The organism is Streptomyces sp. NPDC014870 (genome assembly GCF_043081505.1).
Classification (GTDB): Bacteria; Actinomycetota; Actinomycetes; order Streptomycetales; family Streptomycetaceae; genus Streptomyces.
This window is the reverse complement of record NZ_JBIBWQ010000014.1, coordinates 1-14,207: the sequence shown is the minus strand read 5'-3', so window position 1 is coordinate 14,207 and position 14,207 is coordinate 1. Positions and strand designations below refer to the sequence as shown.

Here is a 14,207-nt window from a genome sequence, read left to right as displayed (position 1 = left end):
AGGCGACTGAGGCCCTGGGGCCGCCGTACCGAAAGCGGCCTCAGTCCTGCCCGTACCGGGGATCGACGGACTCGGGGGAGAGCCCGAGCAGCTCGGCGACCTGCTCGACGACGACCTCGTGGACGAGCAGGGCCCGTTCGTCGCGGCTCTTGGAGCGGATCTCGACGGGCCGCCGGTAGACGACCACCCGGGCCGGGTCGTCCTTCGCCGCCGGGGCGGAGCCGCCCAGCGGCACCGCCTCGCCGGGCACCGACGGCGGCACGTCGAGGACCAGGAACTCGACGTCCGAGAGCTGCGGCCAGCGCCGCTCCAGGCGCTCCACCGAGTCCAGGACGAGATCGCGGAAGGTGTCGGCACGGCTCGCGGACAACGGCACCTGCGGCGGGGCCACCGGCCCGCGCATCCCGCGGCCATGACGGTCACGACGGCGCGTCCGGGGCTCCACCGGCGCCGGACGCGCTTCGGCGGAGTCGGACTCGCCCACGCGGGAGTCGCCCGCGAGGGGGTCGCCCGAGCGGGGCTCGTTCACCGGAGAGTCGCCCGCGCGGGCCTCGGCCGGGCGGGACGAGGGGCGCGGCGGCACAGGACTGTCCATCACTGACGCAGCGTAACTCTCCTCGGTGGTCCACGACCGTGGCGCACACGTGCCACCTCGGCGCCGCCGCCACCAGGGTTGTCGATACTTGAACATTCCAGCCAAGCGCGGGCTCGATTCCATAGGTTCCCGCGATCGGCCATCTGGCCGTCGTTGACCGGATTCCTGTCGGACGTTGTCCGGATCGACCGCCGTCCCCACCCCCGTTCCCCTCCTTACGCGCAGGTCAGGACGGCCACCCGGGGAGGGTCCGTGTCCGAGGTCACACCGCGACACGGTGGAGTGACCTGGTGGAGAGTCGTCGCGGCCCGCTCAAGAGTGCGGTACCGTCCAACGTCGTGAGCCCTGTACGTCGCTGTTCGCGCACCGCGTGCGGCCGCCCTGCCGTCGCGACACTGACGTACGTCTATGCCGACTCGACTGCGGTCCTCGGCCCGCTCGCCACCTACGCCGAGCCCCACTGCTACGACCTGTGCGCCGAGCACAGCGAGCGCCTCACCGCGCCACGCGGCTGGGAGGTCGTCCGGCTCGCCGATCCCTCCGCGCCCTCCCGCCCCAGCGGCGACGACCTCGAAGCCCTCGCCAACGCGGTACGGGAGGCGGCCCGCCCCCAGGAACGCGCGGCGGAGGCCGGCGGCAAGGGCGGCGGCGGTCGCGGCGGGGACCCCATGGAGGTCGGCCGCCGGGGCCACCTGCGCGTCCTGCGCTCCCCGGACAACTGATCCCGGCCCCCGGCCACTGATTCCGGTCCGCGGCCACTGATTCCGGCCCCCGGCTACGGATTCCGGCACCCCTGCCGCTGATTCCGGCCCCGCCACACAGGCGCTCTGCCCTCCCGCGCACGGCCCCCGGTAGGTTGGGCCTTCGCACACGCGCCGCACACGCGTGCCGACGAAGGCGTATTCAGGAGGGTTGTTCCGTGGCTGCTGATCTGTCGCAGATCGTGAAGGCGTACGACGTCCGCGGGGTGGTGCCCGACCAGTGGGACGAGCGGCTCGCGGAGCTGTTCGGCGCCGCGTTCGTCCAGGTGACGGCCGCGGACGCGATCGTGATCGGCCACGACATGCGGCCCTCGTCGCCGGGCCTCTCGGCTGCCTTCGCCCGTGGCGCGGCCCGGCTCGGCGCCGACGTCACCCTGATCGGGCTCTGCTCGACGGACCAGCTCTACTTCGCCTCCGGCAGCATGAACCTGCCGGGCGCCATGTTCACGGCCTCCCACAACCCGGCCCAGTACAACGGCATCAAGATGTGCCGCGCGGGCGCCGCCCCCGTGGGCCAGGACACCGGGCTCTCCGAGATCCGCGCCTTGGCGGAGCGCTGGTCGGAGGAGGGTGCGCCCGAGGCTGCGCCCACGACCGGCACGATCACCGAGCGGGACACGCTCAAGGAGTACGCCGCCCACCTGACCGGGCTGGTCGACCTCACCGCGATCCGCCCCCTGAAGGTCGTCGTGGACGCCGGCAACGGCATGGGCGGCCACACCGTCCCCACCGTCTTCGAGGGCCTCCCGCTGACGCTCGTACCGATGTACTTCGAGCTCGACGGCACGTTCCCGAACCACGAGGCCAACCCGCTCGACCCGGCCAACATCGTCGACCTCCAGGCCCGCGTCCGGGCCGAGGGCGCCGACCTGGGCCTCGCCTTCGACGGCGACGCCGACCGCTGCTTCGTCGTCGACGAGCGGGGCGAGGCGGTCTCCCCGTCCGCGATCACGGCGCTCGTCGCCGCCCGCGAGCTGGCGAAGGCGCCCGGCGGCACGGTCATCCACAACCTGATCACCTCCTGGTCGGTCCCCGAGGTCGTCCGCGAGAACGGCGGCGAGCCGGTCCGCACCCGTGTCGGCCACTCCTTCATCAAGGAGGAGATGGCGAAGACGGGCGCGATCTTCGGTGGCGAGCACTCCGCGCACTACTACTTCAAGGACTTCTGGAACGCCGACACGGGCATGCTCGCGGCGCTCCACGTCCTGGCCGCACTCGGTGGCCAGGACGGCCCCCTGTCGGACCTGGTCTCCTCGTACGACCGCTACGCGGGCTCCGGCGAGATCAACTCCACGGTCGCCGACCAGACGGCCCGCACGGCGGCCGTCAGGGCCGCGTACGCCGACCGGGACGGCGTCACGCTCGACGAGCTGGACGGCCTGACGGTGGCGGCGGCCGACTGGTGGTTCAACCTCCGCCCCTCGAACACCGAGCCGCTGCTCCGCCTGAACGTGGAGGCCCGCGACGAGGCCACCATGGCCACGATCCGCGACGAGGTCCTGGCCCTGGTCCGCGCGACGTCCTGACCCGACCGCCCCGCCGGGGGACGGCGACGGCGGCGGAGCCGCGCGTCCCGTTCCCCGGCGGTAGGCTGACCTGGCCCGAAGGGCAGCACCACCATTCGTCTGTTCGAAGGGGAAGACCCATGCCGCTCGAAGCCGGCCTCCTGGAGATCCTGGCCTGCCCGGCGTGCCACGCGCCGCTGAACGACCGCACGGCGGCCGAGACCCCCGAACTGATCTGCACCAGCCCCGACTGCGGCCTCGCGTACCCGGTCCGCGACGCCATCCCGGTCCTCCTGGTCGACGAGGCCCGCCGCCCGCAGTAGGCCTGTGCGGGACCCGTGTGGGCAATCGTCCCGCTTGGGGGTCCCCCCTGGACGAAGTCCTTGGGGGAGGGACGGGTGGGCACACGGGACGGCGCCCATGCGGGCGCGTCCGCTCCGAGCACCCCCGCACCACGAGGGCCCGCACCACGAGGGCCCGCACCGCGCAAGAGCCCCCGCCCAAGAGCCCCGCACGAGCCCGCACCCGCCCCGTCGTACCCGGAGGCACCGCCCCATGCTCGACGAGACCCTCCTCGACGCCCCGGCCGCCCTCGCCCTCGCCGACCGTCGCAGCCTGCTGCGCGGCGCCGCCGAGGCCGGCGCACGGGTGCGGACCGCGGCCCGGCACGCCACCGAAGCCGGCATCGCCGAGCTCAGCCCCGAGGGCCGCCCACGCGCCGTCCTCGTCGCGGGCCCCGGCACCGCCGCCGCAGGTGTCGCGGACCTGGTCGGCGCCCTCGCCGGCGCCGCGGCCCCGGTGATCCGCCTCCAGCCCACCGGCGTCGCCCCGGCCTCCGGAGCCCTGCGCTGGGCCCTGCCCGGCTGGGCGGGCTCCGTGGACCTCCTCCTCATCCCGACCACCGACGGCTCCGAACCCGGCCTCGCGCTCCTCGCCGAGCAGGCGTACCGGCGCGGCATCACGGTCGTCGCCGTCGCCCCGAAGACCGCCCCGCTCGCCGAGACCGTCAGCGCGCCCCGTGGACTGCTCGTCCCGATGGCGATGGCCCCGCACGAGAGCCCCGAGGAGTACGAGGAGTCCCTCGCCGCGGGCCCCGGCGCCCTGTGGGCCCTGTTCACCCCGCTCCTCGCGCTGCTCGACCGCGTCGGCCTGGTCGAGGCCCCGCCCGAGACGCTGGAGAAGGTCGCCGACCGCCTGGACCGTACGGCCGAGCGCTGCGGCCCCGCCATCGCCACGTACAGCAACCCGGCCAAGACGCTCGCCGCCGAACTCGCCGACACCCTCCCGCTGATCTGGACCGAGGGCGACGCCGCGGGCCCCGTCGGCCGCCGCTTCGCCGCCGTCCTCGCCGAACTCGCCGGACTGCCCGCCCTCGCCGCCGAACTCCCCGAGGCCCTGCCCGCGCACGGCGTCCTGCTCGCGGGCGACTACGCGGCCGGTGCCGATCCCGACGACTTCTTCCGCGACCGCGTCGAGGAGCAGCAGGCCCTGCGCGCCCGGGTCGTGCTGCTGCGAGACCGCCCGGCCGACGCGGGCGGCCTGACGGCCGCGCCCGCGGCCCGCGAACTCGCGCTCAGCCACGGCACGGCCATCAGCGAACTGGAGCCGCTCGCGTCGGAGGAGCCCCCCGGCGAGGCGGGCGAGCTCCTGGAGATCCTGGCCGAACTCCTCGCGGTGACGGACTTCGCCGCCGTGTACCTCTCCCTGGCCTCCGCGGGCATCGCACCCCCGCCACCCCCGTCGTAAGCCAACCGTCACGGCGCCGCCATCCCCCGGACGCCCCCACCCCACTTCCATCACCGCACCATCGCGCCACGGCGCCAAGGCGCCACCGCACTGAGGAAAGCTGGAAGGCTCCATGGACCGCCTCGTCAACACCGTCCGCCCCTACGCCTGGGGCTCCACCACGGCCATCCCGGAACTCCTGGGAACCCCGCCCACCGGCGAGCCCCAGGCCGAGATGTGGATGGGCGCCCACCCCGGCGCCCCCTCCCGCACGGAGCGCGGAGCGCTCAACGAGGTGATCGAGGCCGATCCCGTACGCGAACTGGGCGCGCCGGCCGTCGACAAGTTCGGCCCGCGGCTGCCGTTCCTGCTCAAGCTGCTCGCCGCCGGAGCGCCGCTCTCCCTCCAGGTCCACCCCGACCTGGCCCAGGCCAAGGCCGGCTTCGCCGCCGAGGAGGCGGCCGGCGTCCCGATCGACGCGCCCCACCGCAACTACAAGGACGCCAACCACAAGCCCGAACTGGTCTGCGCCCTCACGCCGTTCACCGGCCTCTGCGGCTTCCGCGACCCCGTCGAGGCCGCCGACGCGCTCTCCGCGCTCGGCGTCGACTCCCTCAAGCCGTACGTCGACCTCCTGCACGCCCACCCCGAAGAGGACGCGCTGCGCGAGGTCCTGACGGCCCTGCTGACCGCCGACCCCGCCGAGATGGCGCACACCGTCGCCGAGGCCGCGGCCGCAGCCGAGCGCCTGGGCGGCGCCCACGCCCCGTACGCCACGCTCGCCCACCACTACCCGAGCGACCCCGGCGTCATCGCCGCCATGCTCCTCAACCTCGTCCAACTCCAGCCCGGCGAAGCCCTCTACCTCGGCGCGGGCGTCCCGCACGCCTACCTCGACGGACTCGGCGTCGAGATCATGGCCAACTCCGACAACGTGCTCCGCTGCGGTCTCACCCCGAAGCACGTCGACGTCCCGGAGCTGCTCAGGATCGTCCGCTTCGAGCCGACCGACCCAGGCGTCCTGCGCCCCGAGGCCTCCCCGTCGGGCGAGGAGGTCTACGACACCCCGACCGACGAGTTCCGCCTCTCCCGCCTCGTACGCGCCGAGGGCGCCGCCCCCACCGACGTCACCGCCTCCACCCCGCAGATCCTGCTCGCCGTCGCGGGCCGGCCGAAGGCGGGCGAAGTGACCCTCGCTCCCGGTGAGTCCGTCTTCGTACCGGCGGGTGAATCGACCGAACTGTCCGGTACGGGAACGGTCTTTCGCGCCACCGTCGTCGCCTGATGCAACAATGACCGGCCGAATGGCGGCAACAGTGCCGGAGTACCGACGAAGGGAACACGTACACCCATGAGCGCGTCAGGCGGAACCAAGGCGATCGTGGCGGCACTCGCCGCGAACCTCGCGATCGCGGTAGCCAAGTTCGTGGCGTTCCTCTTCAGTGGCTCGTCCTCGATGCTGGCCGAGAGCGTCCACTCGCTGGCCGACTCCGGCAACCAGGGCCTGCTGCTGCTCGGCGGCAAGAAGGCGAAGCGCGAGGCGACTCCGCAGCACCCCTTCGGCTACGGCCGCGAGCGGTACATCTACGCCTTCCTCGTCTCGATCGTCCTCTTCTCCGTCGGCGGCATGTTCGCCATCTACGAGGGCTACGAGAAGATCAAGCACCCGCACCCGATCGAGGACTGGTACTGGCCGATCGGCGTCCTCGTCTTCGCGATCATCGCCGAGACCTTCTCCTTCCGCACGGCCATCAAGGAGTCGAACGCGATCCGCGGCGGCCAGTCCTGGAAGGAGTTCGTGCGCCGGGCCAAGGCTCCCGAACTCCCGGTCGTCCTCCTGGAGGACCTGGGCGCGCTGGTCGGCCTCTTCCTCGCCCTCGGCGGCGTCGGCATCGCGCTCCTCACGGGCGACGGCGTCTGGGACGGCATCGGCACCCTCTGCATCGGCATCCTCCTCATCGCCATCGCGATCGTCCTCGCCGCCGAGACCAAGTCGCTGCTGCTGGGCGAGTCCGCGGGCCTCGAGCAGGTGAAGCAGATCGAGGCGGCGGTCGTCGACGGCGAGACCGTCACCCGGCTCATCCACATGCGCACGCTCCACCTCGGCCCGGAGGAGCTCCTGGTGGCCGCCAAGGTCGCCGTCCGGCACGACGACACGGCCGCCGACGTGGCCCACGCCATCAACGCGGCCGAGGACCGCATCCGCGCCGCCGTCCCGATCGCCCGGGTCATCTACCTGGAGCCGGACGTCTACAGCGAGGCGGCGGCCGCGGCGGGCGAGAACCCGGCGAAGACCCCGGGCGGCTCCACCCACTGACGCCCGTTGGCTGGTTGTGGGCAATCGTTCCGCAGGGCGGAACGGGTGGGCACAACCGACGACGAGCGGCGCCGCTTCAAGCCCCGCACCACGAGGGCCCGAGGTCACCAAGACCCCGGGCCCTTGTTGCTGCGGCGACGGCTACTGAACCTCGCCCAGGATCCCGAGGAGCGCCGCCTCGTCCCCGGCCTCCAGCAACCGCTCCCGGAACCCGGGATCCATCAGCTTCCGCGACAGCATCGCCAGAATCCGCAGATGCTCGTCCCCCGCCGCCGCCTCCGGCACCGTGATCATGAAGATCAGCCGCGCCTTCGTGCCGTCGAGGGAGCCCCACTCCACACCCTCGGCCGACCGCGCAAACCCGACGACCGGCGCCGTCACGGCATCGGTCTTGGCGTGCGGGATGGCGATCTCCTCGCCGAGCCCGGTCGTGCCCTGCGCCTCCCGGGCGAACGCGGCGGCCACGAGCCCGTCGAGGTCCCTGACCTTCCCGGTCGTGGCGAGCATCGCGGCCATCTCCCGGATGGCGGCGTCCTTGTCGCCCGCGTCCAGGCGCACGTCCACGGTCGCGGCCGTCAGATACCCGGAGAGCGCGGAGGCCGGCTCGCCACCGGAGCCACCCACGCCGACGCCGACGGAACCGGGCGCAGCCGTAGCCGCAGCCGTGGACACAGCGGCCGCACCCACCAGCTCAGGCGAGGGAACCCCGGCCACAGCGGGCACGGGCGCGACCACGCCACCCCGGTTCCGCCGCTCCCGGATGTCGATCAGCGCGTTCGTGGTGAGCGCGGTGACGACCGTGCCGACCGCGACGGCCAGGAAGAACATCGGCACACCGCCCACCGCGCCGAGCACCGCCACGATCGGCCCGCCGTGCGGCACCGCGTCCGTCACCCCGGCCATGCCCGCGAGCGCACCGGCGACCGCGCCGCCCAGCATGTTCGCGGGGATCACCTGCGCCGGCCGCGCCGCCGCGAACGGGATCGCGCCCTCGGAGATGCCGAACATGCCCATGAAGAGCGAGGCCATCCCGGTCTCCCGCTCCTGCTCTGAGTACAGCTTGCGCCGCAGCAGCGTCGCCAGGCCCTGGCCGAGCGGCATCACGGGAATCGCGGCGGCGCACATGCCCATGACGGTCATGTTGCCCGTGGCGATCAGCCCCGCGCCGAAGAGGAACGCCGTCTTGTTGACCGGACCGCCCATGTCGAACGCGATCATCAGGCCGAGAATCGCCCCGAGCAGGATCGCGCTGGTCCCGGTCATCCCGCCGAGCCAGCTCGTCAGGTGCTCGAAGACCCAGGAGATCGGCTGCCCGATCACGTAGATGAAGAACAGCCCCAGGGCCGTGGTCGCCACGATGGGGATCACGATGATCGGCATGATCGGCTGGACGAACTTCGGCACGCGGACCTTCTTGATCCACAGCACCAGATAGCCGGCGAGGAAACCGGTCACGATCGCCCCGATGAAACCCGCGCCGGCCCCGGAGTGGTACAGCGAACCGTCGGCGGCGATCCAGCCGCCGATCATGCCCGGTACGAGCGCGGGCCGGTCCCCGATCGCGTAGGCGATGTAGCCGGACAGGACCGGCACCATCAGCTTGAAGCCGATGACACCGATGTTGTTGACGTCCATCCAGAAGGAGTCCTCCGGGATGACCAGTCCGTCGGGGCCCGCGTGCCCGCCGACGGCGAGCGAGATCGCGATCAGCAGCCCGCCGACGACGACGAACGGGATCATGTACGAGACACCGTTCATCAGCGCCTTGTACGCGACACTCCGCTCCTTCCCGCCGCTCCCGCTGCCGCTTGCGCCGCCGCTCTCCGGCGCACCGCCCCCGGACCGGAGCACGGGCGCGCTGCGCACCTGCTCGATCAGCCGCTCCGGATGGTGGATGCCCTCGGCCACCCCGACGGTCAGCACCCGCTTGCCCGCGAACCGGCTGAGGTCGACGTCCTTGTCGGCGGCCACGATGATGCCGTCCGCGTGGGTGACATCGTTGTCAGTCAGCACGCTCTCGGCCCCGATGGACCCCTGGGTCTCCACCTTGATCTCGACGCCGAGCGCCTGCGCGGCCTGCGCCAGCTTCTCCGCCGCCATATAGGTGTGGGCGATACCGGTCGGACAGGCGGTGATCGCGAGCAGCCGCACCTTCCGCCCCTCACTCGCTGGACTGGTCACAGGCTTCTCCTCGTACTCGCTCGCTGGTGGTTCCCCCGCATCGTGCCTCAGATGGCAACGCTGTCAAAAGTGCGTAAGGCCCCGAACGACCGGGCCACAGGGCCCGAAGTCGAGACCGGATCCGGCCGAATCGTCGCCCTGGGCGGGCTGTGGATCGCCGCGGCGATCGGTGTAGATTCGTGACCAGCCAGACGTCGCTGCTGATGGCGGTCGGGCGGTCCCTGCGAGGACCGGCCGAGGGAGAGAGGGCCTCCGACGACTGCACCGCGTGAGTACGCCGGGCATTCGTGTGCCCGCGCCCCCTCATGTCGCGGTGTCAGGCGCGCCCCAACCGACTCTCGAACCGATCGCACCGATCGTGAGGAGCAGCCCAGTCATGACGACTGCCGCCACCCAGCAGGACTTCAAGGTCGCCGACCTGTCGCTTGCCGTCTTCGGCCGCAAGGAGATCACCCTCGCCGAGCACGAGATGCCCGGCCTGATGTCGATCCGCCGCGAGTACGCCGAGCAGCAGCCCCTCGCCGGCGCCCGGATCACCGGCTCCCTGCACATGACCGTGCAGACCGCCGTCCTGATCGAGACCCTGGTCGCCCTCGGCGCCGAGGTCCGCTGGGCCTCCTGCAACATCTTCTCCACCCAGGACCACGCCGCCGCGGCCATCGCCGTCGGCCCGAACGGCACCCCCGACGCCCCCGCCGGCGTCCCGGTCTTCGCCTGGAAGGGCGAGACCCTGGAGGAGTACTGGTGGTGCACGGAGCAGGCCCTGACCTGGCCGAACACGCCCACCGGCGGCCCGAACATGATCCTCGACGACGGTGGTGACGCCACCCTCCTCGTCCACAAGGGCGTCGAGTTCGAGAAGGCCGGCTCCGCCCCGGACCCGTCCACCGCGGACAGCGAGGAGTACGGCTACATCCTCCGTCTCCTCAACCGCACCCTCGGCGAGAACCCGCAGAAGTGGACCCAGCTCGCCTCCGAGATCCGCGGTGTCACCGAGGAGACCACGACCGGCGTCCACCGCCTGTACGAGATGCAGCAGGCCGGCTCGCTGCTCTTCCCGGCGATCAACGTGAACGACGCCGTGACGAAGTCGAAGTTCGACAACAAGTACGGCTGCCGCCACTCCCTGATCGACGGCATCAACCGCGCGACCGACGTCCTGATCGGCGGCAAGACCGCCGTCGTCTGCGGCTACGGCGACGTCGGCAAGGGCTGCGCCGAGTCCCTGCGCGGCCAGGGCGCCCGCGTCATCGTCACCGAGATCGACCCGATCTGCGCGCTCCAGGCGGCGATGGACGGCTACCAGGTCGCCACCCTCGACGACGTCGTCGAGACGGCCGACATCTTCATCACCACCACGGGCAACAAGGACATCATCATGGCGTCCGACATCGCCAAGATGAAGCACCAGGCCATCGTCGGAAACATCGGCCACTTCGACAACGAGATCGACATGGCCGGCCTGGCCGCCACCCCCGGCATCGTCAAGGACGAGGTCAAGCCGCAGGTCCACACCTGGACCTACCCCGACGGCAAGGTCGTCATCGTCCTCTCCGAGGGCCGCCTGCTGAACCTGGGCAACGCGACCGGCCACCCCTCCTTCGTGATGTCGAACTCCTTCGCGGACCAGACCCTGGCCCAGATCGAGCTGTTCACGAAGCCGGAGGAGTACCCGACCGACGTCTACGTCCTCCCGAAGCACCTGGACGAGAAGGTCGCCCGACTCCACCTCGCCTCGCTCGGCGTGAAGCTCACGACCCTCCGCCCCGAGCAGGCCGCCTACATCGGCGTCCAGGTCGAGGGCCCGTACAAGCCGGACCACTACCGCTACTGATGCCGGCACCGACGGCGCCCGTGCACTGACGCACGCCCGTCACCAGCACCCGTAGAGGATCAGGCAGGCCCCCGCACCCCCGTGCCGGGGGCCTGCCCCGTATGACCGGCCCGCACCCGGGCCTCTCTACCCCCCGACGAAGCACCCCGAGGACCCGGACCCATGCCCCGCGGCCGTTATTCGCTCCATGACCCGCACGATCACACCCCCCTCGGCGAAGAACACTTCAACTGCGCGCCCGGCCCCTCCGGCTGGCGCTACGTCTCCCAGATCACCACCCCCTCCGGCGACCACGCCGGCTCCGTCGACCTGGCCATCGACGAACTCGGCCGCCCCATCCGCCTCGAACTCCACGCCGCGAGCTGGCAGGTCCGCGGCGCCGCCCTCGAAGGCGTCACCTGGGTCCGCACGGACCCCACCGGAACCCACGCCACCGAAGGCAATGTGCGCGCCCATGCCTTCACCGGCACATCCCCGGCGTTCCTCGTCGCGATCACGCGCCTGCTGCGCCTCACCCCCGCTTCCCCCGCGACCCGCGTCCGGCTCGTCGCCTTCACGGATCCCGTGCTCGCCCCCCTCACGATCGACCAGTCCTGGGCCCTGGTGAACAGTGAAGCGCACGCCACTGACAACGGCCCTCTGATCGTGGACGAGTACCAGGTCAACGCCCTGGACACGGGCGAACAGCACACGGTTCACATCGCCGGAGACGTGGTCCTCTCGGCCCCCGGCATCGAACTGGAATCCCTCGAAACCCCGCCGTCCGTCTTCCCCGACACCGGGAACTAGGCGGGCGGCGCGAACCCGGTAGAACGAGGGGCCTCGGCGGCGGGCGCACCGGCCAGTGGACCGGCGGGCGGACCGGCCGGCGCCGACGGAACACCCCCGCCGGAGTCACCCCCGCCACGCGGAGCACCACCAGCCCCCGCGAACCCGATGCCGGCCACCCCGGCTTCCCCGGTCACTCCGCCCGTCACTCCCGACGCCGTCCCGGCAGGGGAAGGGGAGAAGGCCCGCCGCGCGTCCCGGGCCTGCCGTTCGCCGACGACCCCGGCCAGAAAGGCCGCCGCGGGCACCCCGGCGGGCGGCGGAGTCCCCGTCCGCGCGACCAGCTCGTCCGCGAGTCGCTCGGCGATCCGCCGTCCCACCTCGGGATCCAGCTGCCCCATCCGCGTCAGGTACTGCCGTATCTCCAGCCAGAGCCCGTCCGGCACGCCGGAGAGGTCCAGCGCGGTGAAGCGGCCCACGAGCCACGGCGGGGGAGGAGGGACGAACGCGTTCCGCGCCGCGGGCACCCGCTCCCGTACGACGAGGGTCCCGGCGAAGACATCACCGAGCCGCCGCCCACGCGCGGACACGAGCGAGGCGATACAGGCGACGACCCCGAACGTCATCAGAATCTCCACGACCCCCATGGCGCCCCGCACCAGCGCGTGCCGGAACCGGACCGGCCCGCCGTCGTCCCGCACCACCCGCAGCCCGCAGGCCAGCTTCCCCAGCGACCGCCCGTGCGACAGCGTCTCCACCGCGATGGGCGCCCCCACGAGCACAAGCACGAAGCAGGCGATGCCCACCGCCATCTGCGCGGCCTCGTCAAGGGAGGCCGTGGCCATCGTGAGCCCGACCATGACCAGCAGATAGACGGTCCAGACGACCACCAGATCGAGGAAGAGCGCCAGAGCCCGGCTGGGCAGCCGAGCCGGCTGCAGTCCCAGTACGACGGCGTCCCCCGTCACCACCCCGCTCACGAAGCCCCACCTTCCTCAGCCCTGCCCGGACCCACCCCTGGATACGACAGTCTGCCAAGCTGACCGGCAGCGCGCCGCAGTAGTACGGACCCGTCAGCACCCCCAGTGCCTGGAGCAGCAGCCGATCATGGACCTTGACGTCTTCGTCACCGCCCACCGCGCCGAGTGGGACCGCCTCGACCAGCTCCTGCGCCGCGGCGGCAAGCTGACCGGCGCCGAGGCCGACGAACTCGTGGCCCTGTACCAGCGGACGGCCACCCACCTCTCCCTGATCCAGTCCAGCGCGCCTGACCCCATGCTCACGGCCCGGCTCACCCAACTGGTCGCCCGAGCCCGAGCCACCGTCACCGGCACCCGCCGCTCGTCCTGGCGCGACGCGGTCACGTTCCTGACGGCCGGCTTCCCGGCCGCGGTCTACCGCTCACGCCACTGGTGGATCCCGACCGCCGTCCTGTCCCTCCTCCTCGCGGCGGTCATCGGCTGGTGGATCGGCACGCACCCGGAGGTGCAGTCCGCCATCGGCGCCCCCGCGGAGCTCCGCGAGATGACCCGCCCGGGCGGCCAGTACGAGACGTACTACTCGAGCAACCCGGCCGGCTCGTTCGCGGCCCAGGTCTGGACGAACAACGCCCGGGCCGCCGCGATGTGCCTGGTCCTGGGAGCGTTCCTGGGGATCCCGGTGATCGGGATCCTTTTCCTCAACATGCTGAACGTCGGCGTGGCCATCGGCCTGATGTCCGCCGCCGGCCGCCTCGACATCATGCTGGGCCTGCTCCTCCCGCACGGCCTCCTCGAACTGACCGCGGTCTTCGTCGCCGCCGGCACCGGCCTCAAGCTCGGCTGGACGGTCATCGACCCCGGCCCGACGACCCGCAGGGCGGCGCTCGCAGCCCAGGGCCGCGCGGCGGTCGGCATGGCCATCGGACTCGCCCTCGTCCTCTTCCTCTCGGGTCTCATCGAAGGCTTCGTGACCCCGTCGGGCCTCCCGACCTGGGCACGCATCACGATCGGCGTCGCCGCCGAGCTGGCATTCCTCGCCTACGTCTACGTCCTGGGCGGTCGCGCGGCCCGCGCGGGCGAGACCGGCGACCTCGCCGACGCCGACCGCACCGCCGAGCTACCGACCGCCGCCTGATGTGCGTACGCCCCCGCTGACCTGCTAGTCTCCTCTTCGCCCACAAAAAACTGTTGACACGGTTCGCGTGGGGAGGTAGATTCAAACGGTTGCCTCGGACTGGACAAGTTCGGTGGCCACGAGTTAGTATCTCTCTTGCTCCGGTCGGGATTCGATTTCCACGGAGCCACCCCGATTCCTTATTCGAATCACGAAAGCCACCGATTAGGTCGGCCGGAATGAATCTGATAAAGTCGGAATCGCCGGAAGGGGAAACGCGAAAGCGAAGAACAGCCCGGCAGCCCGCTCCAGCGGGTGGCAGAAACGGAAAACGGATCTGCTAAGCTGGAAACACGAAAGACCGAAGGGAAAAGCCCGGAGGAAAGCCCGAGAGGGTGAGTACGAAGGAAGCGTCCGTTCCTTGAGA

General features: G+C 71.8%; 12 protein-coding genes. 9 read left to right on the top strand and 3 right to left on the bottom strand.

Going from position 1 to position 14,207, the window contains the following annotated elements; translation table 11 throughout:
- Window positions 1-40: 40 nt before the first annotated feature.
- On the bottom strand, window positions 41-484 hold the full coding sequence (locus ACF09C_RS33650) for a metallopeptidase family protein (protein ID WP_392097337.1): 444 nt from the start codon (window positions 482-484) through the stop codon (window positions 41-43).
- A gap of 401 nt (window positions 485-885) precedes the next feature.
- Between ACF09C_RS33650 and ACF09C_RS33645 the strand changes: the two genes are divergently transcribed.
- From ACF09C_RS33645 to ACF09C_RS33620, 6 genes are all read left to right on the top strand, one after another.
- Window positions 886-1,317, top strand: coding sequence for a DUF3499 domain-containing protein (locus tag ACF09C_RS33645; protein ID WP_392097017.1), 432 nt, complete (start codon window positions 886-888; stop codon window positions 1,315-1,317).
- Window positions 1,318-1,514: 197 nt separating this feature from the next.
- Window positions 1,515-2,882 carry a phosphomannomutase/phosphoglucomutase gene (locus ACF09C_RS33640; RefSeq protein ID WP_392097015.1) on the top strand — a complete coding sequence of 456 codons (1,368 nt, stop codon included), beginning with the start codon at window positions 1,515-1,517 and terminating at the stop codon, window positions 2,880-2,882.
- Between the two features lie 119 nt (window positions 2,883-3,001).
- Window positions 3,002-3,184, top strand: a complete 183-nt coding sequence (locus ACF09C_RS33635) for a Trm112 family protein (protein WP_362416875.1) — start codon at window positions 3,002-3,004, stop codon at window positions 3,182-3,184.
- A 232-nt stretch (window positions 3,185-3,416) separates the two neighbouring features.
- Window positions 3,417-4,607, top strand: a complete 1,191-nt coding sequence (locus tag ACF09C_RS33630; RefSeq protein ID WP_392097013.1) for an SIS domain-containing protein — start codon at window positions 3,417-3,419, stop codon at window positions 4,605-4,607.
- Window positions 4,608-4,719: 112 nt separating this feature from the next.
- Complete coding sequence (gene manA / locus ACF09C_RS33625) at window positions 4,720-5,871, top strand: mannose-6-phosphate isomerase, class I (protein WP_392097011.1); 1,152 nt, start codon at window positions 4,720-4,722, stop codon at window positions 5,869-5,871.
- Window positions 5,872-5,937: 66 nt separating this feature from the next.
- Window positions 5,938-6,903 carry a cation diffusion facilitator family transporter gene (locus tag ACF09C_RS33620; RefSeq protein WP_392097009.1) on the top strand — a complete coding sequence of 322 codons (966 nt, stop codon included), beginning with the start codon at window positions 5,938-5,940 and terminating at the stop codon, window positions 6,901-6,903.
- A 141-nt stretch (window positions 6,904-7,044) separates the two neighbouring features.
- Here ACF09C_RS33620 and ACF09C_RS33615 read toward each other — a convergent pair whose 3' ends face one another.
- Entirely contained in the window at window positions 7,045-9,084 is a 2,040-nt protein-coding gene (locus ACF09C_RS33615; RefSeq protein WP_392097007.1) for a fructose-specific PTS transporter subunit EIIC, read from the bottom strand.
- Window positions 9,085-9,460: 376 nt separating this feature from the next.
- Here ACF09C_RS33615 and ahcY point away from each other — a divergent pair, with 376 nt between their 5' ends.
- Together ahcY and ACF09C_RS33605 are read left to right on the top strand one after the other, a co-directional pair.
- Complete coding sequence (gene ahcY / locus ACF09C_RS33610; RefSeq protein WP_392097005.1) at window positions 9,461-10,918, top strand: adenosylhomocysteinase; 1,458 nt, start codon at window positions 9,461-9,463, stop codon at window positions 10,916-10,918.
- A gap of 162 nt (window positions 10,919-11,080) precedes the next feature.
- Entirely contained in the window at window positions 11,081-11,707 is a 627-nt protein-coding gene (locus ACF09C_RS33605; RefSeq protein ID WP_392097004.1) for a hypothetical protein, read from the top strand.
- Here the strand turns inward: ACF09C_RS33605 and ACF09C_RS33600 are convergent.
- Window positions 11,704-12,666, bottom strand: coding sequence for an RDD family protein (locus ACF09C_RS33600; RefSeq protein WP_392097003.1), 963 nt, complete (start codon window positions 12,664-12,666; stop codon window positions 11,704-11,706). The genes ACF09C_RS33605 and ACF09C_RS33600 overlap by 4 nt on opposite strands.
- 127 nt (window positions 12,667-12,793) lie before the next feature.
- Between ACF09C_RS33600 and ACF09C_RS33595 the strand changes: the two genes are divergently transcribed.
- The gene (locus tag ACF09C_RS33595; protein WP_392097001.1) at window positions 12,794-13,801 is read left to right on the top strand and encodes a stage II sporulation protein M; all 1,008 of its coding nucleotides are present in this window, start codon (window positions 12,794-12,796) and stop codon (window positions 13,799-13,801) included.
- Window positions 13,802-14,207 lie beyond the last annotated feature (406 nt).